The organism is Rothia sp. P4278, assembly GCF_048512945.1.
GTDB lineage: Bacteria > Actinomycetota > Actinomycetes > Actinomycetales > Micrococcaceae > Rothia.
The window spans coordinates 774,894-795,854 of the sequence record NZ_JBLXXU010000001.1 but is presented as its reverse complement, the minus strand read 5'-3'; the positions used below and the strand labels follow the sequence as shown (position 1 = coordinate 795,854).

At 53.0% G+C, this 20,961-nt stretch carries 18 protein-coding genes; 8 read left to right on the top strand and 10 right to left on the bottom strand.

The genetic code is table 11. The annotated features are described in order from the left end of the window. Positions 1-57: 57 nt before the first annotated feature. The 3 genes from ACN085_RS03595 to lipB all read right to left on the bottom strand — a co-directional run bounded on the left by ACN085_RS03595 (position 58) and on the right by lipB (position 2,716). A complete protein-coding gene (locus tag ACN085_RS03595) occupies positions 58-795 on the bottom strand; it encodes a DUF4191 domain-containing protein (RefSeq protein WP_419110628.1) in 738 nt (245 codons plus the stop codon). Between the two features lie 159 nt (positions 796-954). Further along, complete coding sequence (gene lipA / locus ACN085_RS03590) at positions 955-1,962, bottom strand: lipoyl synthase (RefSeq protein WP_419100089.1); 1,008 nt, start codon at positions 1,960-1,962, stop codon at positions 955-957. Positions 1,963-2,044: 82 nt separating this feature from the next. Next, complete coding sequence (gene lipB, locus ACN085_RS03585; RefSeq protein WP_419110627.1) at positions 2,045-2,716, bottom strand: lipoyl(octanoyl) transferase LipB; 672 nt, start codon at positions 2,714-2,716, stop codon at positions 2,045-2,047. Positions 2,717-2,898: 182 nt separating this feature from the next. Between lipB and ACN085_RS03580 the strand changes: the two genes are divergently transcribed. After that, positions 2,899-4,524, top strand: a complete 1,626-nt coding sequence (locus tag ACN085_RS03580; RefSeq protein ID WP_419110626.1) for a protein kinase domain-containing protein — start codon at positions 2,899-2,901, stop codon at positions 4,522-4,524. Between the two features lie 100 nt (positions 4,525-4,624). Here ACN085_RS03580 and ACN085_RS03575 read toward each other — a convergent pair whose 3' ends face one another. The 4 genes from ACN085_RS03575 to ACN085_RS03560 all read right to left on the bottom strand — a co-directional run bounded on the left by ACN085_RS03575 (position 4,625) and on the right by ACN085_RS03560 (position 10,252). Further along, positions 4,625-5,008 (bottom strand): hypothetical protein, encoded by a 384-nt coding sequence (locus ACN085_RS03575; protein WP_419100092.1) that lies wholly within the window; start codon positions 5,006-5,008, stop codon positions 4,625-4,627. A gap of 203 nt (positions 5,009-5,211) precedes the next feature. Further along, entirely contained in the window at positions 5,212-6,918 is a 1,707-nt protein-coding gene (sucB, locus tag ACN085_RS03570) for a 2-oxoglutarate dehydrogenase, E2 component, dihydrolipoamide succinyltransferase (RefSeq protein ID WP_419110625.1), read from the bottom strand. 90 nt (positions 6,919-7,008) lie between these two features. After that, the gene (gene lpdA / locus ACN085_RS03565; protein ID WP_419100094.1) at positions 7,009-8,385 is read right to left on the bottom strand and encodes a dihydrolipoyl dehydrogenase; all 1,377 of its coding nucleotides are present in this window, start codon (positions 8,383-8,385) and stop codon (positions 7,009-7,011) included. 352 nt (positions 8,386-8,737) lie between these two features. Beyond that, positions 8,738-10,252, bottom strand: a complete 1,515-nt coding sequence (locus ACN085_RS03560) for a leucyl aminopeptidase (protein ID WP_419110624.1) — start codon at positions 10,250-10,252, stop codon at positions 8,738-8,740. Positions 10,253-10,572: 320 nt separating this feature from the next. Here ACN085_RS03560 and ACN085_RS03555 point away from each other — a divergent pair, with 320 nt between their 5' ends. The 3 genes from ACN085_RS03555 (at position 10,573) to ACN085_RS03545 (ending at position 14,727) form a co-directional block, all read left to right on the top strand. After that, the gene (locus tag ACN085_RS03555; protein ID WP_419100096.1) at positions 10,573-11,526 is read left to right on the top strand and encodes a proteasome assembly chaperone family protein; all 954 of its coding nucleotides are present in this window, start codon (positions 10,573-10,575) and stop codon (positions 11,524-11,526) included. A 194-nt stretch (positions 11,527-11,720) separates the two neighbouring features. Further along, positions 11,721-13,139: a DUF4192 family protein gene (locus ACN085_RS03550; protein WP_419110623.1), complete on the top strand. Its 1,419-nt coding sequence runs from the start codon at positions 11,721-11,723 to the stop codon at positions 13,137-13,139. 196 nt (positions 13,140-13,335) lie between these two features. Continuing rightward, positions 13,336-14,727 (top strand): RNA polymerase sigma factor, encoded by a 1,392-nt coding sequence (locus ACN085_RS03545; protein WP_419110622.1) that lies wholly within the window; start codon positions 13,336-13,338, stop codon positions 14,725-14,727. Between the two features lie 68 nt (positions 14,728-14,795). Here the strand turns inward: ACN085_RS03545 and ACN085_RS03540 are convergent, their stop codons facing one another. Both ACN085_RS03540 and ACN085_RS03535 read right to left on the bottom strand, forming a co-directional pair. Then, the gene (locus tag ACN085_RS03540) at positions 14,796-15,296 is read right to left on the bottom strand and encodes an Rv3235 family protein (RefSeq protein ID WP_419100099.1); all 501 of its coding nucleotides are present in this window, start codon (positions 15,294-15,296) and stop codon (positions 14,796-14,798) included. Positions 15,297-15,318: 22 nt separating this feature from the next. After that, a complete protein-coding gene (locus ACN085_RS03535) occupies positions 15,319-16,191 on the bottom strand; it encodes a LysM peptidoglycan-binding domain-containing protein (RefSeq protein ID WP_419110621.1) in 873 nt (290 codons plus the stop codon). 141 nt (positions 16,192-16,332) lie between these two features. Here ACN085_RS03535 and ACN085_RS03530 point away from each other — a divergent pair, with 141 nt between their 5' ends. Next, positions 16,333-16,890, top strand: a complete 558-nt coding sequence (locus tag ACN085_RS03530) for a hypothetical protein (protein ID WP_419110620.1) — start codon at positions 16,333-16,335, stop codon at positions 16,888-16,890. A gap of 16 nt (positions 16,891-16,906) precedes the next feature. Here ACN085_RS03530 and ACN085_RS03525 read toward each other — a convergent pair whose 3' ends face one another. Beyond that, positions 16,907-17,140 (bottom strand): helix-turn-helix domain-containing protein, encoded by a 234-nt coding sequence (locus tag ACN085_RS03525; RefSeq protein ID WP_419100102.1) that lies wholly within the window; start codon positions 17,138-17,140, stop codon positions 16,907-16,909. Between the two features lie 218 nt (positions 17,141-17,358). On the opposite strand from ACN085_RS03525, the gene ACN085_RS03520 reads away from it, so the two are divergent. The 3 genes from ACN085_RS03520 to ACN085_RS03510 are packed head-to-tail and all read left to right on the top strand — an operon-like array spanning position 17,359 to position 20,951. After that, entirely contained in the window at positions 17,359-18,003 is a 645-nt protein-coding gene (locus tag ACN085_RS03520; protein ID WP_419100103.1) for an SAF domain-containing protein, read from the top strand. Then, positions 18,000-19,379, top strand: coding sequence for an AAA family ATPase (locus ACN085_RS03515; protein WP_419110619.1), 1,380 nt, complete (start codon positions 18,000-18,002; stop codon positions 19,377-19,379). The genes ACN085_RS03520 and ACN085_RS03515 overlap by 4 nt, the downstream gene beginning before the upstream one ends. A gap of 30 nt (positions 19,380-19,409) precedes the next feature. Continuing rightward, positions 19,410-20,951 carry a sensor histidine kinase gene (locus tag ACN085_RS03510; protein WP_419110618.1) on the top strand — a complete coding sequence of 514 codons (1,542 nt, stop codon included), beginning with the start codon at positions 19,410-19,412 and terminating at the stop codon, positions 20,949-20,951. Positions 20,952-20,961 lie beyond the last annotated feature (10 nt).

Genomic DNA, 20,961 nt, shown 5'->3' with positions numbered 1-20,961 from the left:
TACGGTAAAGGCCGGGTTCTTAAAGAACCCGGCCTTTATATATCAAGCCAAATGGTGCTAGCGCATGCCCTTACGGCTGGGGCGCATACGCAGGGGATCAACGCCCTTGGGGATCGCACTGAGCATATTGTTGTGCTTGGAGATGGAATCAATGCGGTTAGAAACCTGGTGCATCTCCTGCTGAGTCAGGTGCTTGGGTAGCTTGTTCATTGCCTTAGTGACCTGCTTGAGCTCTACCTGACCCTCCGCGGTACCTGTGTTGATAACGTGAACGGGTACGGTAGGAACAATCTTCTTATAGCGGAGCTTTTCCTTCTGAACCAGGCCGTTGACGCGGTTAGTGGGGCCCTCGGTCACCAGAACGATGCCGGGGCGTCCAATAGCGCGGAAGACAACATCCTGTGACTTATTCACTGCAACGGGCTGCTGCTCAAAAATCCAGCCGCGGCGCAGGGTTGAGAGAGCAGCGCCTGCGCGGCCGGGGCGGTCCTCAAGCTGAGCAAAGGCGGCCTTTTCTGCGCGGCGAGAAAGAACAATCACTGCGAAGAGGATGCCGAAAGGAATACCGATCAGAAGGAAAGTAATCCAGTTCTTCAGCAGAATACCGATGAGCAGGAAAACAAGGACGGTTGCACAGAAAATCAGCGCCAAAATCCAGGGGATATTGGGGTCTTGTTGGCGGGTCACACCATAGACCTGCTTCATCTGGGCAAACATGCCGGGGCCACGCTTAGCGCGGCGCTCTGCGCCTGCCTTTTTCTTTTCTTCGCGGGTGTTGCCACGAGATTCAGCCACTGTGTATCCTTCGTGAGTCGAGAACCGGGCGCCCTAGCTATCTAAGTGATAAGAGCGCCGTAACTTACCCATTCTATACGGCAGGTGCCCGCCGATAAAGCCGGCAGGCACCCAAATGGGATGATAAAGCTAACGGCTGGGGAGACCCTGAAGCCTGGTTTACGCGCCAGCTGCTACCAGTGAGCTTGCTTCTTGCATGGCAAAGCCTTCATCGTCGATGTGCGAGAGGTGCTCAGGTATCTGGCGGCCGTGCTTCTTCATGGCGCGGGCCCAGAGCTTACCGGCACGGTAGGAAGAACGAACCATGGGCCCAGCCATGACACCGGAGAAACCGATTTCCTCGGCCATTTGGGAAAGTTCAAGGAACTCGGTCGGCTTGACCCAACGCTCGATGGGGTGGAAAAGCGGGCCGGGGCGTAGATACTGCGTCAGGGTAATAAGGTCTGTTCCTGCATCGTGTAGGTCACAGAGGGCCTCATAGATTTCCTCGTTAGTTTCCCCCATACCCAAAATCAAGTTGGACTTAGTGATCAGGCCGGCTTCTTTGCCCTGGGTTATGACATCGAGTGAGCGCTCGTAGCGGAAAGCGGGGCGAATCTGCTTGAAAATACGGGGTACTGTCTCAAGGTTGTGAGCAAAGACTTCGGGCTGGGCATCAATGACCTGCTGGACGTCTTCTTCTTTGCCTTTGAAGTCAGGGATCAGTATTTCGACACCTGTAGTGGGCGATACCCTGTGAATCTGCCTGATTGTCTCGGCGTAGAGCCAGGCACCACCGTCTTCAAGGTCATCGCGGGCAACGCCGGTGACGGTTGCGTAGCGCAGGCCCATCTTTTTGACATTGAGGGCTACCTTAATTGGTTCCGTGCGGTCAATAGCAATCGGCTTACCTGTATCAATCATGCAGAAGTCGCAGCGACGGGTGCACTCAGAGCCGCCAATCAGGTAGGTCGCTTCACGATCTTCCCAGCACTCATAGATGTTGGGGCAACCTGCTTCTTCGCATACTGTATGCAGGCCTGAACCGCGGGAGAGGTTAATCATCTCCTGATATTCAGGGCCTACTTTAGCCCTGGTTTTAATCCATGAGGGCTTCTTCTCGATAGGTACTTCTGCATTGCGCGCTTCAACGCGCAGTAGCTTGCGGCCGTCAGGCTGGGCGCTCATGTGGAGGAATCTCCTTTGTAGATTGGTCTCATCGTTAAGTCTATGTGGGGGCTTAAGGTTTTGAGGGGAACCCCTTTGAGGGCTAGGTGGCGGGAACGAAAGATGCCGCTAGCTGGTTGGCGTAGCGGTCGAGTTCCTTTTCAACCTGCTCAACAATATCTGCTGGAGAAATATTCCGCCCGAGCTGTTCACTAATCGTGGTGACCCCGGCATCTGTAATTCCGCAGGGAATGAAAGCCCCGAAAGGGTCAGTGGGGTTATTGCAGTTGATGGAAAAGCCGTGCATGGTGGTGTTTTTTGAGACTCGAATTCCAATGGCGGCTATTTTCTTGTCTGGTAGCAGTGCCCCGTCACCCCGGACCCAGACACCAGAGCGACCTTCCATTTGCTGGCAGGTGATACCGAGCCCGGTAAGGACCTTGATGAGGACCTCTTCTAAGACTCGCACGTACCTGACCACGTCAATGGGTTCGGGCAGCTGGACGATGGGATATCCAACGAGCTGGCCGGGGCCGTGCCAGGTCAGTTTGCCACCACGATCAATTTTGATCACAGGAACTCGATTGTCGCTAGGGTACTCATGGTCTTCGGTTCTTTTCCCAGCGGTAATAACTTCCTGGTGCTCTAGGAGCAGGACGGTGTTTTGTTGTTGGCCGGTAGCGACTTTTTCGTGTGTCTTGCGCTGGTATTGAAGCGCCGTCTCATAGTCAATGTACTGGGGTGCAAAGCCGACCCGCTCAAACAAAAGTGCCATACCCTCTAGGGTAGTCCTTTTAGTCAGACTCTAAAAATAGCTAGCCTAAGTGTGGCTTTAAGTTTTTGGTGACCAACTGTGAATTTTTATCCACAGCCAACTAATGTATCTCTGACTAGTATAAATGTCTGTTCTGTGGATAACTTTTTAATGGGTTCTTGCATGTGAGGTATGTCTAGAACATGAAAAGCCAAGCATCTCTTCACCCACAAGACGCACCATCTCACCCTGAGCAGGAACCCCTTGCATCTGACAGCGCGCTCAAGGGCCTGACCGATGTCATCCTCCGATATCGCCTTGAAAGCGGGCCGACCCACTCTACCTGGATTGCTGACTGTGGCTATCAGACAGCAGGACAGCTTGAGATACAAGCAGGGCCTTACACACTGACTCAATATTCAAAGAGCGCAACCGCCGCAATGAAAGCAGCTGAGCGGCTCTGCTCTTTACCTACCCACCCTGCCGTCCTGAGAGTAGATGCAGTAACCAGCTCACCTAGTGCAGGTCATATCTGGTATGAGGCAGCTGAAGCAGGTACTCTAGCGGATTATTGCAGAGCCCGGGGCCAGCTTCCACTTGCCCAAGTTACCACCGTAGCTAAGGCCCTGACTGCGGCATTAACATATCTCCACCAGCAAGAGCTTGCCTACCGAGACCTTAGGTTAGAGCACTGTGTTTTCACTGTTAAGGGGGAGCTTAAAGTTCTAGCGCCCGACCTTGATCTCAGAACTTCACCCGATACTGCCAAAGAGGCCAAAAAGGCAGAGGATATTGCCGCCTGTGCCGCTATTCTCTGGTTCTGTCTTACGGGCAAGGAACCTAAGGCACAAAGGCTCCGGGCGCCACTTCTATTGAGCCTACCTCAGGCCAGCGACGCTCTTGCTCAAACACTTGAAGATGCTATTGACCTGAGAGCAAATCAGCCGAGCCTGACCGATCTTGCCGCCCTATTTGACCTGACTGCGGATTCTGCCCCCTTAGAGCTCCATCTGAGTGCCAACGAGAGCGTCCTAAGCCGGCTCCCTGCCTACACGGCGACTGAGACTGAGCCGATGACCAACAAGCCTAAAACCCGCATGAGGAGGGCACCGAAAGTCTACGGGCAGCCCCAAACACTGAATAGACGGTCCTCATCAAGGGCTGGTATCACCTTATGGAAATCGGGGAAGCAGGGGGTTGCTATAGCGCTTCTGGCGGCTATCGTTCTTGCGCTGGGGGCGTGTATATCTGTTTTCTTACCGTGGATCCAGGACCGTCTCAGCGCTAGCCCGCAAGAACAAGCCGCAGAGGAAACTCAGTCACAGGAAATGTCACTACCGACTAGCCCATCCACGCTATCACCAACAAAGGAGCCAGAATTACAGAAACCTTCCGAACCGGTGAGTGGTATCAGCGGTGATCGCCAGGAAGTAATTACCCAACAAACAGCCGAACTCATCCGCCTGCGAAGCCAAGTTCTATCTTCTGGCAATAGCGATCGCGTTCAGGACTATGCCTTACCCGGTTCTGAATTAGAACACAATGACCGTAATATGCTGACTCAAGAAGGAGCAAGAGATCTCAGCCAGATGTCGTCCCAAGTAGTGTCCGTTGAGGAAATTTCTGCCGGTCAGGAGGGTAGCTACACAGTAATAGCGGTTCTTGAAGCTCGCGGCTACAACCCTAAGGGGAGCGACGAGGAACTAGCGCGGTTAGGTATGACCCGAGATGGAGAACGCATTATGCAGAAAGTCAGCTTGTCACTACAGCCCTCTAGTCAAGGGCTAAGAATAGAATCAGCAAAACCTATTACTGCCAACGAAGGCTAGGCTTCAAGCACTGTAAGCGAATAAGAAATAGAGCGGTACACAGTTGATGCGTACCGCTCTAGTGGCGAATTCGATATGCCCTTAGATTACAGGCAGTGATTTAGATTTGTGGGTACTGGATAAAAATTGCGATAGCAATATTAATCAGCGCAAGACCGCCAACGGTGTGGGCAAGAGCAATGTTCTTACCTGATTCAGGAGTACCAAGAGCAAGAGCGGCCTTGTACTTCTTCTGACCTACGAATGCAGCGGCAGCGATCACCAGGGCAATCACCATTTTTATGCCAATCATCATGTGGTTGAGTTGCATATTTTCTGCCATCTGCATGAAGTAGAGAGCGAAACCGGTAACAAGCTGCAAGAGCGCGGCATGGAATTGGCCGGGCAGGACGACAGCTTTCTTAAAGTTTGCTACCCAAAGGCCAAACACTAGTGAAGCACCAATAATGTGCAGAAACAGAAGAATTGAAAAAGCAATAGACATGTTCTTTAGTCTACGGAATACCGGGCTCTTTATCGACAGTATGTCACAGCAAGGGGTGTGTTGGTCGGCACCTATGTCAGTTACCCCAGGAAAACAGGGGGTATACAAAAGGTGCTCCCTCATCATGTGATGGGGGAGCACCCTCAAACAATAGCTGGGCGAGTAAAGGGGTTAGATGTCCCTTACTCAGTCACCACCTGTTTTTAGAGGCCGACCTCAGCCTCAAAAGCGGCTTCTTCAAGTCGCTGCTTGAGGAAAGCCAGGAAGCGACCAGCATCTGCACCGTCCACGACGCGGTGGTCGTAGGTGAGTGAGAAGTATGCTAGCGAACGAATTGCGATGACATCGTTACCATCAGCGTCCTGGATCACAGCGGGGCGCTTGTTGGTTGAGCCGATACCCAAGATAGCTACGTTGGGCTGGTTGATGATCGGGGTGAAGAAGACACCGCCGGTTTGGCCGGTTGATGAGATGGTGAAGGTTGAGCCGGAGAGCTCCTCAGGCGCAACCTGACCGTCGCGTGCACGCTTGGCTACATCATTGATCTTCTTTGCGATACCGGCAATGTTGAGGTCACCGGCATCCTTAACAACGGGGACAAGCAGACCCTTGGGGGTGTCAACTGCTAGGCCGATGTTCTCGGATCCGTGGTAGGTAATTTCCTTGAAGTCATCACTCATTGAGGAGTTGAACTGGGGGAACTGCTGCAGAGCTTCGGTAACTGCCTTGGTGAAGAAGGGCAGGAAGGTCAGCTTGGTACCCTCACGAGCCTCAAAACCAGCCTTAGCCTTGTTGCGCAGAGCAACCAGACGGGTGAGGTCAATTTCCTGGACAGTGGTCAGCTGAGCTGAAACTGCCAGCGACTCAACCATGCGCTTGGCAACGGTCTGGCGGATACGAGCTGTCTTCTCGGTGGTGCCACGCTTTGAGGAGACTGCAGGCTTGGGGGCAGCAGGGGCCGTAGGAGCAGCAGCTGGCGCAGCTACGGGAGCGGGTGCTGCGGCGGGGGTTGCAGCAGAGCCCTTCTTAGCCTCGGCAGCAGCCAATACGTCCTGCTTGCGGATGCGGCCACCAACGCCGGTTCCCTTGATGGTTGAAAGGTCGATACCTTCCTGCTTCGCCAGCTTGCGTACAAGGGGAGTGACGTAGGCTTCGCCGTTCTCGCCGGAGGGAATTTCGACAGCAGGAGCCTCAGCAGCCTCATCCTGTGAAGAAACAGCTACAGGTGCTTGCGCCTGATCAGCTACCTTGGCTTCGTCGGCTGCAGGGGCCTGAGGCTCATCAGTTGAGGCGGCGGGGGCAGCAGATGAAGCGCTACCGATGATGGCCAGAACCTGGCCGACCTCGGCATCCTCGTCTTCCTGGATGCGGATTTCAAGCAGGGTACCGGTAACGGGTGAGGGAACTTCGGTATCTACCTTATCGGTGGAAACCTCAACCAGAGCCTCGTCAACGGCTACTTCTTCGCCAACCTCTTTGAGCCAGCGGGTGATGGTGCCTTCGGTAACTGATTCGCCCAGCGCGGGGAGGGTAACCTCAACGCCTTCAGCGGAGCTTGCAGGGGCTTGAGCCGCAGGAGTGGGTGCAGGTGCAGCGGATTCAGCTGCGGGAGCGGATGTTGCTGGAGCTTCCTGGGCAGGTGCAGCTACAGGAGCAGATGCGCTTGCGCCGGAGCCGTCACCAATGACGAGCAGGGGAGCACCTACTTCGACATCCTGGTCTTCTTCAACGAGAATCTGTTCAACAACACCGGCAACGGGTGAGGGAACTTCGGTATCAACCTTGTCAGTTGAAACTTCGACGATAGCTTGGTCGACAGAAACTGTTTCGCCAACTTCAACGAGTAGGCGGGTAACGGTACCCTCGGTTACTGATTCGCCCAGTGCGGGCAGTTCAACGGTAGTGGACATAGTCCTTCGTGGTCTCCTTGTACGTGATGGAATATTGAAAGGGTAGGTGGCGCTTCACGGGTGCGGAGCGACCACCTACCTGAAGCTTATTTAGCCGTGCAACGGTGCGCCAGCCAAGGCCATTGCTGCTTCACCGAGTGATTCGTTCTGAGTGGGGTGAGCATGGATAAACTGTGCAACGTCTTCGGGGAAAGCCTCCCAGACAACCCACATCTGTGCCTCACCAATTTGCTCGCCCATGCGCTTGCCAACAGCGTGAACACCGATGATAGGGCCGTTCTTTTCACGGACAACCTTGACCAGACCGCCGGTACCAAGGATAGAGGACTTACCGTTACCGGCCAGGTTGTACTCTGTAACCTCGATGTTTTCCTTGCCGAACTTCTCTTCAGCCTTGGGCTGTGAGTAGCCGATTGAGGCAATTTCGGGTTCGCAGTAGGTGACCTTGGGGATATGGAGATCCTCAACCACCTGTGGGTTCAGGCCAGCAATCTCTTCAGCAACGAAACGGCCCTGCTGGTAGCCACGGTGCGCTAGCTGGACACCGGGGACGATATCGCCAATAGCGTAGATGTTGCCTACCCCGGTGTGCAGTCGCTCGTTAGTAATGACAAAGCCACGGTCCATGGTCAGGCCCTGTTGGTCGTAACCAAAGCCCTCGGTGTTGGGGCCACGGCCTACAGCAACGAGCACGATATCAGCTTCAAAGGTGGTGCCGTCTTCGAGGGAGACTTTAGCGCCGTTGGCATCCTGCTCAACAGTTTTGAAGAACTTGCCCAGTGAGGATTTGATGCCCCGCTTCTTGAATTCGCGCTCAAGAACCTTAATGATGGAGGGATCTTCGTTGGGTACTAGGTGGGGTAGGCCCTCGATAATGGTGACGTCAACGCCCATTGAGTTCCACATGGAGGCGAATTCACACCCGATAACGCCACCGCCCAGAACGATTGCGCTCTTGGGGAGGTAATCCATCTGCAGCGCTTCGGTTGAGGTCAGAACGCGATCGCGAATCTCAATACCGAAGGTCTTGGAAACAGAACCGGAGGCCAGGATAATGTGCTTACCCTTGTAGGCGGTGCCGTTAACGCTGATGGTGTCTTGGCCGGTGAGCTTACCTTCACCTTCGATGACGGTGACCTTCTTCATCTTGAGAAGACCGGTTAGGCCCTTGAACTTACCGGCAACGATGCCGTCCTTGTAGTCACGAACCTTGGCCATGTCAATGGATTCAAGGGTGGTGTTAACACCGTACTGTGAGGCGTGCTTTGCCTCAGAAGCGAGCTCTGCTGCGTGCAGGTAAGCCTTGGTGGGAATGCAACCGGTGTGCAGGCAGGTGCCACCCAGATTGCTTTTTTCGATGAGACCTACGGAGAAACCGAGCTGTACAGCTCGAAGTGCAGCTGAGTAGCCTGCGCTACCGCCACCGAGGATGAGGATATCGAATTCTGTTGTTGCCGAGTCGGCCACGTTGACGCTCCCTTACATGGGTTTGCGGAGACACAATGCCCCCTTATCTACTGTCATTTTCTAGCTTATCGCTTGTCGGGGCACAGCTCCACTATTGCGCCGATGAGACTTATGTGCCCCGTGACTAAAACTGAGGGTCCTGATGCACCCAGGGAGCTAGCCTTTTGCTCTAGGACCCCTTGTAGATAGCCTTTCGGGCCTCTGCTGAGCCTTTGAATGGGCTATGAATCTCTGGGGGCAGGGGTAAAGGCTCATGTTCATATTATGGTGGACGCCACGTCATGAGGTGTTAACGATTACATCCCGGTTACCTTTGTGAAGGGTAACCGGGATGCTCAACGATACTTACCGCTTAGGCGTAGGCCTCAATAAATTTGATGAGGGTTGCAACGGAATGGCCTGTACCTTCCTTAGGTGTGTACCCATAGGGTGCTTCTTCGTTGAAAGAAGGCCCAGCAAAATCGAGGTGAGCCCAAGGAATCTTGGCGCCATCTTTCTCACCCACGAATTCTTCAAGGAACTGGCCTGCAACAAGCATTCCGCCGTACCTGGAACCGATGTTCTGAAGGTCAGCAACGGGGGACTTGAGGGACTTTCGCAAATGCTCGGGCATGGGCATGGGCCAGTAGTCTTCGCCAGCGGCGCTAGCTGCTTCAACTACCTTGGCCCGGATATTATCGTGGCCCATAACTGCTGCGGTACGCACACCGAGAGCAATAAGCTGGGCGCCGGTTAGGGTGGCAATATCCAGAATGACGTCGGGCTCAGATTCAGATGCCAGGGCAAGGCCATCTGCCATGACCAAGCGTCCTTCGGCATCGGTGTTCATGACTTCAACGGTGTGGCCACTACGCATGGTCAGGACATCCTCGGGGCGGATCGAGTTGCCACCGGGCATGTTCTCGGCCAGACAGAGATAACCGCTGACTGCCACCGGAATGTTGAGTTCTGATGCGGCAGCAACCACGTTGAGGACTGTAGCTGCACCTGCCATATCTGATTTCATAGTGGTCATAGATGTGGGGGGCTTGAGGGAAATACCGCCGGTATCAAAAGTAATACCCTTGCCTACTATTGCTACGGTTTGAGTAGCGCCCTGTGGCACATATTTGACCTCAACCAGGCGAGGCTTGCGTTCTGAGCCCTGACCTACACCTGCGATTCCGCCAAAGCCTTCTGCTACCAGCTGGTCGTAGTCCCAGACCTTTGCGGTGACATTTTCCAGCCCTTCAATACGCTCTAAGGCTCGCTCAACGAAAGTTGCGGGGTAGAGGTGGGATGGGGGAGTATTCACCAGACGGCGGGTATGATCTACAGCTTCGCCTAGAATCAGGGCACGGGTGAGTGCCGGCTCGGCTTCTGCAGGGTCAAGATCGGTGACAATGGTGATGTCCTCTACCGGTGCCTTGACCAATTCTGCTGTTTTTGCTTTCAACTGAGCATCTGAAAAGGCTCCGTAGGCGGCACCTTCAGCCACGGCGGCAACTTCATCAGGGGTGGTGACGCCTAGGGCAAGGGCAATATTCTCGTTGCCAGCTAGCTGGCGAACTGCTGAACCTGCGGCATAGCGGAGGCTGTTCAGCTTTTTAGCGAGCTGGTCGTTTTCTACCCCAAGCCCGATGAGAGCAACAAGGTCTGCTCCAGCTTCATCAAAACCGGGTAGGCGAACGAGTTCGTCCTGGCCCCCGGTCACCCCCAGGTCCTCAAGGATTGCTTCGAGACCCTCAGCGGTTTCTTCGCCAAGAGGGTTGGATGCAAGAACCGGGCCTTCCTCAGAGGAATAGACGCCGAGAACTAGAACATTTGCCTCGAGCGCATCAAGGTCGGTTGAGGAAACGGAAAATGACAAATCATGTGATTGGCTCACAGAATTCTCCTTTAGATATTGGGGTGAGAACATAGAGGCCGCGGGAAAAGCGACTTTTCTTGTGCTCCTTCAGTTAATAAGGGTAGGCAAAAAAACCGTCAATGTGTACCGTGGATAACCCGCTGGAGATACCGTGGAGCCGGCTAACAGCTCTGTCGGTTGGGGCGATTTGTGACATTTTTGTGAAATGCTGGTGTGGATGAGGAATATCTCTTCACCGACAACAGTTATTACTGCAAGATACACAGCCGGTATTAGAGAGGCTGGAGTACTATAGAGTCTCAACACAAGAATGGACCTTTAGGCGAAGGGGGCAGAGCATGAGACACGATGAGCGGCTATACATAGCCCACGCTGGAGTATTTGAGAACCAGCGCCTTAAAGGCCTGCCCCTGGTGGTTGCCCTATCACACCCTCAGGACGCCGGTGGAACAGCGGGGCACCTGGGCGAAGTCCTTCTGCACGAACTTGATAGCCTTCCCGTCATCGAGTTTGACGCTGACAGGCTCCACGACTACCGCTCCCGCAGACCTCGCATCACCTTTAAGAAGGACCACTATACCAACCCTGTTTTGCCCGAGCTCAAGCTCTATGTTGTAGAAGATCGGTTGGGTAAGCCATTCCTGCTGCTGACCGGGACCGAGCCTGATTTTCTCTGGCAGAGGTTTACCTCAAATATCGTTGACCTTGCTCAGCGACTCGATGTTTCGGTCGCGCTATCTGTGACTGCATTCCCTATGCCGGTCCCCCACACACGCCCGATTCCTGTGACAGCCCATGGCTCACGCAAAGATTTGACTGCCGGCATATCCTCCTTCCAGCCTGAAGCTCTCGTCCCGGGTTCGGTGTCAAGTCTGCTCGAGGTAGCCTTGACCGAAGCCGGTATTGGTACAGCAGGTTTCTCTGTGAATGTTCCCCAGTACCTTTCTGAATCTGAGCTTCCCCAGACTGCTCTGGTCGCTATGGAACACCTTTCGCTTGCCGCCAAGCTGAGCCTGCCCTCCGACCGCTTGCGGGAGCTTTCACTTAATGTGCAGGGCCAGATTGATGAACAAGCAAGTGCTAACCCTGAAATTCAAATGATGATTCACCGCCTAGAAGAATCTTACGATGCCAACGCGTCCAGGGGTTTCAGCGCTTTACCTTTGTCTGAGCGAGCGGCCGGGCGCGTTCCTCCCCGGGATGAAATTGGCGCAGAAATCGAGGCCTACCTGGCGCAGCTGAGCAATGATTCTGGTCATGAACCAGGTCAAGGCCAGCTGGGGCCTCTCTAGGGAACTTATGCCAGGTACTGTGCGAGCTGTGGATTGCGATGTCCACGCTCTTCATAGGCGCGACATTGGTTCATTCTTTTTCTGTGGCTTCTCTATTTGCACATCGGGGCAGTGCAGGGGAAACCCTCGATGAGCTTTTCCACAGACTGTTTGAGGCTTCTTCTGTACCATGTATAACACTGACACTGGGGGGCATGAACAGTTTTTCTCACATAAGCAGTTCCTCAGCCTTAACTTCTCGTATTCGGACTGAGAGAGACGTCGTTGCAACCTGTGTTCACCTTCTAGGGTATTGGCCTAAGGACTCCCTGGTTCTCATGGTTGCAGAAAGCTCAGGGGTCGGACCGCTGATAAGGGTCGATATGGCCGACCCGTTTGAAATGCCAGCGGAGGACTATTTAGATACTCTCTTCAGCTCTATTCCAAGGCTGAATGCTCTCAACGAGCGCCTTCAGAGGATCTTTGTTCTGATGTTCGGGGGCTTGCTTAGCACATGCCCAAGCACTCCTTTAACCCAGCCTGCTGGGCCGATAACTGAGAGTGATCAAGAATTATTTGAGCGAGCTATTTACTACCTTGAACCCATTCAGAGCACTGGCTCGAGGCATAATCTTGAGGTGCTTGATGTCATCGCGGTGGGGCGAACTGTCTACTGGTCGGTCAACCCTGAAACCGGTGGCTTGGAGCCTGTAGGGTGGGCAAACGATATCTTTTCTAGCCCGGTCTATGCAGAACTTGTTTCACGAGGATCCCTTGTATCCAGTAGCTCGCATGAAGCTTTTAGCCTCAAAAAATGGAACCCGTTAGATACTCAGCATCCACACACAACAGAACTGTGGCTGGCCTCTGCAGAGGCTGCTGCTGTGCGGTATGTCGAGATGAAGCAAACCCTTAACCCGCTGGAGCCTTTTCAAGCAGAAGCAGAGCTGATGCTCTGGGATAGCCTGCTTGGAACTGTCGCTGATTCTGTCCGCTTAGAGAAAGAGAACAATTTACTTCCCTCCACTTTAGGCGATCGTATTCGAACAACGGTTCCGCCTGATGCAGCCGGCTATCTTGTAGCTTCGCTGACGAACTCAGCCACCTTGCATTACTTGGTCTACCTTGCCTGCACAGATCTATCGCACACTCTCGCAGCACTGGGTCTGATGGAGGGATATATTCAATTCTTTCTTGATGATGCAGGCAAGAGTAGCAGAAGGCTGTTACCCTCGGCGCAGACTCTGTCAGCCTTTGATCTTGAGAGAATAAGCCCTACCCTCAGCGCTCAAGGCATGCGTGAGCCTGCCGACAGCAACGAAGCAGGGGCCCATTTTGCCGGGGTGCTTTCAGGATCCCTTGAAAGGCCCCCTCATTGGTGCAGGCTAGAAGCTCTGGAGCGGCTGTGCGCCCTTTTCGAAAATATCGCTTGCCATAAGTGTGAATCTATGCTGATTGCGAGCCAAGCCTGGGTTAAATGGCTCCGGGGGAACTCGACAGAAGCCTCTTACCTTCTTGAAAGTGCAGATCAAAAATACCTGGAGTCTTCCCCGCTTCTTTTGAAGAGCCTGCTGGGCAGCAGCACTATTCCTATGTGGCTTACCCAGCCTGGGGGAGCGCCCCCTGTTCGCTAATACAAGAAATCTGCTGGTAAGTATCGCGCCGCTTAGCTAGTAGGGCTAAAACATGTCATACTTGACTATTGACCCCGCTTGTAGTGTGGCCGCATGATTCAAGAAAATATATTGGAATAAAATCCAAAGGCATTCTGTTGAAGCTAGAGATATTTTTGTAAATCTACCGGACCTACTTGACAGGGTCTTAGGTGTTTTGACCGCGAACACCGCATCACACTCGCTACGGTCAACTAGCTCAGAAAGGTTTTCTGTGTCACCAGCCGCACGCAAGAAAGCAAGCAGCGACACCGCTGCAACCAAGGCCACCGCTAAAAAAACCTCTACTCGCGCCAAGGCAAAAAAGGCTGATGAGCAAGCAGAGGCCGTAGAAAATAACGAGGACGATGTTCTTGTTACCACCACGGCAAAGCCCAAAAAAACTGCAACTAAAAAAGCAACAACAAAAAAGGGCAAGAAGTCTGCTGACGATGATGACCTTGTCTTGGATGATGATATTGCCCTTGACGATGTCGCCCTCGGTGATGACCTCGACGAAGAGAACGACGAGGATGATACCGATTCAGTGACTAAAGAAGAGAAAAAGGTAGCGGAAGAAGTTGCTGCTAAGGGGTCCGGATTCGTTCTGACCAACAACGACGAAGACGATGCCCCGGCAATCCGTGTCGTAACACCCGGTGCTACAGCTGACCCGGTCAAGGACTACCTTAAGCAGATCGGTAAGGTCGCTCTGCTCAATGCAGAGCAAGAAGTTGATCTTGCCATGCGTATTGAAGCTGGTCTTTACGCTGAGCACAAGCTCAAAGAGAACCCCGATATGGACCCCCAGCTTAAGAAAGAACTGCGCTGGGTTATCCACGACGGACGTCGTGCCAAGAACCATCTTCTTGAGGCTAACCTCCGTCTCGTTGTTTCGCTGGCTAAGCGCTACACCGGGCGTGGCATGCTCTTCTTGGACCTCATCCAGGAAGGTAACTTGGGCCTGATTCGTGCGGTAGAGAAGTTTGACTACTCTAAGGGCTTTAAATTCTCGACTTACGCAACCTGGTGGATTCGTCAGGCTATTACTCGCGCTATGGCTGACCAGGCACGTACTATCCGAATCCCTGTACACATGGTCGAGGTCATCAATAAGCTCGCCCGTGTTCAGCGTCAGATGCTTCAGGACCTGGGCCGTGAGCCCAGCCCCGAAGAGCTTGCAACTGAGCTAGATATGACCCCCGAGAAAGTCATCGAGGTCCAGAAATACGGCCGTGAGCCTATCTCGCTTCACACCCCTCTGGGTGAAGACGGAGACTCGGAATTTGGTGACCTCATTGAGGATTCCGAAGCTGTGGTACCCGCCGATGCTGTTTCTTTTACCCTCTTGCAAGAGCAGCTACACTCGGTTCTTGATACCCTGTCAGAGCGCGAAGCTGGCGTTGTTGCTATGCGATTTGGCATGACTGATGGGCAGCCCAAAACCCTTGATGAGATTGGCAAGGTCTATGGTGTGACACGTGAGCGTATCCGCCAGATTGAGTCTAAGACCATGTCCAAGCTCCGCCACCCCTCCCGTTCACAGGTTTTGCGGGACTACCTCGACTAACACTCAGGCCTACTGAAAAGCCCTGGCACTCCAAGGAGTACCAGGGCTTTTGTTATAGGGGAAATATATTAGGCAATGAGCAGGGTACTAATCTTCCATTGTCCACGTTTCCGTTCCGCCCTGAGTGCAACTGCTCTTGTGCGACAGCCATCGGTTACCAGGAGGCTAATCTCGTAAGCCTGTGGAGATACTTTCTGGACGATAACTCTCCGGGGGCGGATCAAAGCTGGAGCGCGGTGGGGTTCGATGGGAGGGTAGTCCTTAAGCTTTTGAGCTATTGCAGGCTGTATTCTGGAAAGATTCTGAGAGATGGTTCGGTAGCATCCTGCTGTCATCCACGGTGAAAGATGGTGTAGCGGACGCCTGCCCATGAACACTTCAACACAGGCTGTGCCGATGCGAACGCCTAATCGTTCAACGGCTGATTCTTCTTCACTGATGTAGGGAAGGTCTTGAGAGGGTGTAGCGGCTCTACCTTTCTCAAAGTAGTGAGCATAATTTTTTGCGTAATCGCTGGCCTCAAGCACAATGAATTGGGGTCGTTCACGATCTGGGAATGCTGTTTTCATGGTCTTACTCCTTAGCTGAGGGTTATCGGGGAAGTATTATCTCTTGGCCTGGGAAGATATATGAGTCAAGGGTTGGAATCAGATTGCTGTTGAGGCCTTGTATCTCATGAACGCAGTGGAGAATTTCTGCTCCGCTTGCTGTCTTTGGCATATGGTTTTCTGCTATTGACCATAGCGAGTCACCCGGTTTGACCCTGTAGTGGCTAGAGCCAGCATTTGCCTTGCCGTTTTGTTCTGGTGGGGAGGTCTCAGTTTGCTGGCTGGTCGATGTCAATCCACCGAAGAGCGGTGAGATTGTTTGCCTGGAGTGACTACTGGCCAGGGTAACCGCCACAGGCTTTGGGGGTGTTGAAGAGGCAAACAGCGGTGTTATCGATGATGAAGGAGCGCCGTGCTCAGATGCTGAGTATGCGCCTTCCCCATATTCTTCTGGCATAGGTGGAATATTGTCCTGCCCTTCAGCGGAGATAATAGCTGGTGTGGTTTCAGCGGTTTGGCTAACACTGATGCTTGAGTCATCGGCTGTTAAAGCCTGCGCCTGTTGGGGACCAGCGATGAGGCTGACGCTGAGTGAGCCACTGATGAGTACCTTAAGCGCTGAGGGTGCCCACCGAGGAAAGGAGGGGGCGCGAGTGCTGATTCTCAAGTTAAAAAGTATGAGCCGGTAAATGTAGAGAAAATAGCTACTAGACCACCACAGAGCAATCAAGCCGCAGGCAAAAGTGCTCATCAAGGTCATGAATATCTGGGACCAAGTCTCTGCAGTAACTGCTTTTGCCGGTACCTCGGCCGCTTCTATAAATGTGAAAAACAGGTAGGAACCGGTCAGTGCCCCTGTCATCGAGAGCAGAGGTACCGCCGCTGCCAGCAGATGGCGAAAACCATAGGATCTCATCACTACACCCCAAATCATGTCATTTGATGTCATTTGATGAATTATGATTTATCTTACTGATGTTTTATGTTCAGGCAAGAGTATTCGCAAATTTTTTCACTATATTTCTGTTATGACCTGACTTCGGGATATCCTCGGTACATGAACAGCCTGGATCGTTTATTCCGAGACTTTGAAGTGCAGCTACAGGCACAAAGAGTGCGCGACTACGAGGCAGATGCGCGTGAACTGAGCATGATGGAGCGCTCAAAAGTTACCTGCGCAGATAGATTGGCTGCCCAGCTGGGGGTTGCCCTGTCTGTGCACGGTGGCACGGGAGATACGTGGCGAGGGCAACTCATCGGGCTTGGATTGGGGTGGATTCAGCTATCAACCGACACAGGTGATCTGATAATTCGCACTCAGGAAATTGTCTGGTGGGAAGGTGGCGATAATAAGTCCTATGTTGAGGCTGAATCTGTTTCTCGAAAACTAACAATCGGTTCAGCCTTGCGGGCTCTCGCTAAAGGGCATCGTGAGGTTATCGTGATACACAACGGATCTGCCGGTCTGACCACGGAGGGGCACATTTCAGCTGTGGGGGCAGATTACTGCGAGCTCTTTGCTACAAGGGCTCAGGCATCAGGAAAGAAAGTCTCGTTTGTGCGGACTATTCCATTTACATCAATTGCGGCGGTGAGGGTAGCTGCTGGTAGCTAACCCTTTAGTGCAAGCTTTAGAGAAGCTGGTCCTCCTGGGCCGGTTGCCCGGAGCGTATTGACTCTTCCGTCATGGCATAGCGTTCCTTGATGTACTCTTCCAGCATTGATTTTTCAACTCGCCACTGGTTTCGCCCACCAATCTGAATTGCTTTAAGCTCCCCTGAGCGAACCAGCGCGCGAGTCTGACTAGGGGTGATGTTGAGAATCTCGCCTACATCGGTCAGGGTGAGAAAGCGTTGCTGAGCCATGGAAGAGAAACCTTTGCGCTAGGTGCCAACAGAATGATGTCTTTGATAAATTTTAGTGCATTTTGGGGTATCTAGGGGTGAAAAGCAAAGGCTGTGGAAAACATCTTATTTTCTGCGTAACTTTGAGGTAAAAACCCTTCTGAACTTTGTTTTATACCTCTGATTAGTAAAACTACTGTCATCAATAGATTTCGTACCTAGCTGACGGAGGTGGCCAGATGGCTCATGAACAGACCGCTCCGCGTTTTAAGAAACCTGGCTTGAGAGATCCCCGGCTACTTGTTGGTGTGCTCATCATAGTGCTTTCAATTCTAGCTACAGTAGGCCTTATCCGTGCTACCAACCAGACTGAACCTTACTATGCCGTGAGTAAAGACTTGGGCATAGGTGACCGGATTAGTAGGGAGAACGTGCAAGTCGTTCAAGTTCGGTTGGGCGATGCCGCACCTCAATATATTTCAGCTGAGCAAGATTTGGCTGAGGGGCTTGTCGCCACACGCCCTCTGAAAGCCGGTGAAATCCTTTCGCCCAATGCCGTCTCCTCTGAAGTCAGTGAGGGGCGGCGACTCGTGACCCTTTTGCTCGATCAGTACGCTGTATCTGGCTTTTCTGCAGGCGACAGAGTTGATATCTGGGTATCCCGCAAAGAAGAAGGCTCAAACTCTTTCGGTGATCCGGAACCTATTGTCGAGGGGGCTGAGATTCATTCTGTCACAGCCCAAGAATCAATTATCGGAGGCACCGGTCGCTCTGCCGTCGAAGTATGGGTCAATAACGAATATCTCTCGCAGGTGCTGGGAGCCTCAAACGATGGTTCTGTCATTAACCTGGTTCCTTCGGCCTATGAAAGCGGCCGCCAATGATGCAGATTCCGATTATCGTCGTAGCGGATGAGGGCGGCAGGTTTATCTCAGCCATCGAATCCCAGCGAGGCCACGTCAGTGTAGTGCGACACGTTCATGATATGGGCGAGATGCTGGGCATTGCACAAAGTGGAATAGCTCGCGCTGTCTTAGTCGTTACCCAGGCTCATGAGATGACCCAGTCCCTGATCAGCTCATTGCATCAGATGGAACTATCAGTGTGCATTGTTGCAGATACTCATGCGCCGCCCTCCCTAGATAATGTAACTATCGTTGACTCTCTGGCAGATACACAAGAAATAGTTGAAGCAATTGAGCGTTCTGTCAAAATCCTGCTGGAAGAAACCGAGGCCCCACAAGCTGACTGCCCCCCTGAACAAGTCAGAGACTTGACCCAGGCACCAGGGGCACAGGCTCAGATAAGGGAAGAGGCGGGTAGCGAGAGCCTGCCAGGGAAGCTTCTCACCGTTTGGGGCCCGCTCGGTGCTCCAGGGACAACAATGCTTGCCACAAATCTGGCAGCAGCCTACGCAGAAGCTGGCTATAAGACCTGTCTTGTGGACGCCGATACCTACGGTGCCTCAGCCGGTGCAGTATTAGGGCTCACCGATGACTACTCCAGTCTCGCTCAGCTTTGCCACCAGGCAGAGAGAGGGCCCGTTAAAGAAAGGCATCTCAAGGAACTGGTCCAAACGGTCCGCCACAAAGATTCATACTTCGACATTGTTACCGGCATCAACAGGGCAGACCGGTGGGCTGAAATTAGAAGAACCAGCCTTGCCAAGGTCTACGAAACCCTCTTGCAGAAGTATGACTTGGTCATCGCCGATACAGCCTTTTGCCTGGAAGAAGACGAAGCGCTTTCATTCGATTCCATCGCTCCGCAACGCAACGAAGCAAGCCTAGTAAGCCTTCAAGACTCTGACGGAATTGTGTTGGTTGGCTTAGCAGATGTTGTGGGTGTACCCCGACTGATTAAGGCCTATGACCAGCTCATCCAAACTGTTCAACCAGAAAATCCTCAGGATATTTCTATTGTCTTCAACCGTGTTCGCTCAGAAGCCATAGGACCTTCTGCGCGCCTAGCGTTAGACCATTCATGGCAGCGATTTGGGCCAGCACACCCTATCGACCTTGTGATTTCTGAGGATGCTGGCACAGCCGATAAGGCCCGTCTTTCCGGCAAAACGATTCTTGAGGTGGCCCCGACTTCTCAGCTCGCCAAGGAGCTCCATAACCTGCAAGCAATTACACGGGCACGCCTGGGGCTTAAACCAGGGCCTACCCCTGACGAAAATGGGGGTTCCTCACAGAACGTGGTAGAAAAGAAGAGATTATCTTTTAGGTTCCCAAGCCGTTCGCGCTCCAGCTCGTAGGCTTTGACCCAAGCCAGGAGGCCACACAGCATGTCATTGACAGAAACCCTTGAACGGAGTGGTGCCTATGGGCCAGGTGATATTGAGTGGCTTCATCTGCTCACAAACGAGTGGCAAATCATCGCTGATACCGGTTACTGCGACCTCATGCTGTGGGTCCCCGATCCTGAGAGTATTGAAGGATTCTTCGCGCTCTCACAGTCTTTACCATCTGAAGCAAGCTTTGTTAGCCTCGCTCAAATCAGACCATCCACCACGCATACCGTCTTTCATTCAGATCTGGTAGGCAGGTCCCTCCACAAGTCACTTTGTGAACGGGCAATAGCGAGCTGGAATAGCCAGACCCCCAAAACGCTAAACGATGAAAACAACCTGACCGATATTGTTCTTGAGACTGAGTTCATCCCACTGATTAGAAATAACCGCCCGGTGGCTTTGCTCTCTGTCCACAGGGAAAGCCTGGGTACCCGCAAACGCCAAAAAGCTGAGCGGGCCTATCGTGACGTATCGCACCATATACTCCAGATGGTGTCGCGAGGTGCCTGGCCGGAGTTCTCAGCCCCGGTCGGTACTGCACACGGTAACCCTCGAGTCAGCGATGGGCTCATGATGCTTGATACCGACGGGAGGGTAAGCTACGCATCACCTAACGCCCTCTCGATATACAAAAGACTCCAATTCTCGGGCGACATGATTGGTAAAAGCCTTCTAGAGGTTACTCGTTCGCTCTTACCAGCAGGAGAAAAAGCAGACGAAACCTTGCCTCTGGTTCTTACCGGCCGAATGCCCTGGCGGGCTGAAATTAAAGCGCACAGAAAAAATGTCAGTTTCAGGGCGATACCCCTTCGGCGCTTTTCACGGCTGGGAGAGGAACGTTATGGGGCGGTTCTGCTCTGCCGAGACGTCACCGAGCTAAGAAGCCGTGAGCTAGAGATGATGTCAAAGGATGCAACTATTCGAGAGATACATCATCGGGTAAAAAATAACCTCCAAACCGTCTCTGCATTGCTTCGTCTCCAAGCTCGTAGAATGACCAGCCAAGAAGCCAAAGAGGGGCTGGAGCAGGCTATGCGTCGCGTGGCAACTATTGCCCTCGTACACGAAGCCCTCTCTCAGGGGCTTACGCAAGACGTTGACTTCGATGATCTCATTGGTCGTCAATTCCGGCTGGCCGCTGAGCTGGCATCCCCCGGACAACAGGTAGAAACACTTGTCAAAGGGCCCTTTGGGCGGTTACCGAGCCAGATCGCAACTCCGCTTGCCTTGGTTATCAACGAAGTAGTAGCAAATGCCGTCGAGCATGGGCTGGCTGGAGAAACTGGAACGGTTACTTTGCGCTGCCAGCATCACTACAGCGATAACCAGGAGCACCGGCTAACTGTAACTGTCGCAGATACGGGTGCAGGTATCAGCGGCGCAAAGATTAGGGAACTTGAAGAAGGGGCCAGCACAACGGGGCTGGGAACACAGATTGTGAAGACTCTGGTATCTAGTGAGTTAAACGGTTCGATTCACTGGTCGCGCCTACCTGAGGGAGGGACACAGGTGACTATCACCGCTCTCATCTCCTAGCGGGCCAAAA

What these genes read in the sequence shown, in the direction of transcription:
- lipA (WP_419100089.1), bottom strand. Translation starts at nt 1,962, where the DNA reads ATGAGCGCCCAGCCTGACGGCCGCAAGCTACTGCGCGTTGAAGCGCGC.
- lipB (WP_419110627.1), bottom strand. Translation starts at nt 2,716, where the DNA reads ATGGCACTTTTGTTTGAGCGGGTCGGCTTTGCACCCCAGTACATTGAC.
- ACN085_RS03580 (WP_419110626.1), top strand. Translation starts at nt 2,899, where the DNA reads ATGAAAAGCCAAGCATCTCTTCACCCACAAGACGCACCATCTCACCCT.
- ACN085_RS03575 (WP_419100092.1), bottom strand. Translation starts at nt 5,008, where the DNA reads ATGTCTATTGCTTTTTCAATTCTTCTGTTTCTGCACATTATTGGTGCT.
- sucB (WP_419110625.1), bottom strand. Translation starts at nt 6,918, where the DNA reads ATGTCCACTACCGTTGAACTGCCCGCACTGGGCGAATCAGTAACCGAG.
- ACN085_RS03555 (WP_419100096.1), top strand. Translation starts at nt 10,573, where the DNA reads ATGAGACACGATGAGCGGCTATACATAGCCCACGCTGGAGTATTTGAG.
- ACN085_RS03550 (WP_419110623.1), top strand. Translation starts at nt 11,721, where the DNA reads ATGAACAGTTTTTCTCACATAAGCAGTTCCTCAGCCTTAACTTCTCGT.
- ACN085_RS03540 (WP_419100099.1), bottom strand. Translation starts at nt 15,296, where the DNA reads ATGAAAACAGCATTCCCAGATCGTGAACGACCCCAATTCATTGTGCTT.
- ACN085_RS03535 (WP_419110621.1), bottom strand. Translation starts at nt 16,191, where the DNA reads ATGAGATCCTATGGTTTTCGCCATCTGCTGGCAGCGGCGGTACCTCTG.
- ACN085_RS03530 (WP_419110620.1), top strand. Translation starts at nt 16,333, where the DNA reads ATGAACAGCCTGGATCGTTTATTCCGAGACTTTGAAGTGCAGCTACAG.
- ACN085_RS03525 (WP_419100102.1), bottom strand. Translation starts at nt 17,140, where the DNA reads ATGGCTCAGCAACGCTTTCTCACCCTGACCGATGTAGGCGAGATTCTC.
- ACN085_RS03520 (WP_419100103.1), top strand. Translation starts at nt 17,359, where the DNA reads ATGGCTCATGAACAGACCGCTCCGCGTTTTAAGAAACCTGGCTTGAGA.
- ACN085_RS03515 (WP_419110619.1), top strand. Translation starts at nt 18,000, where the DNA reads ATGATGCAGATTCCGATTATCGTCGTAGCGGATGAGGGCGGCAGGTTT.
- ACN085_RS03510 (WP_419110618.1), top strand. Translation starts at nt 19,410, where the DNA reads ATGTCATTGACAGAAACCCTTGAACGGAGTGGTGCCTATGGGCCAGGT.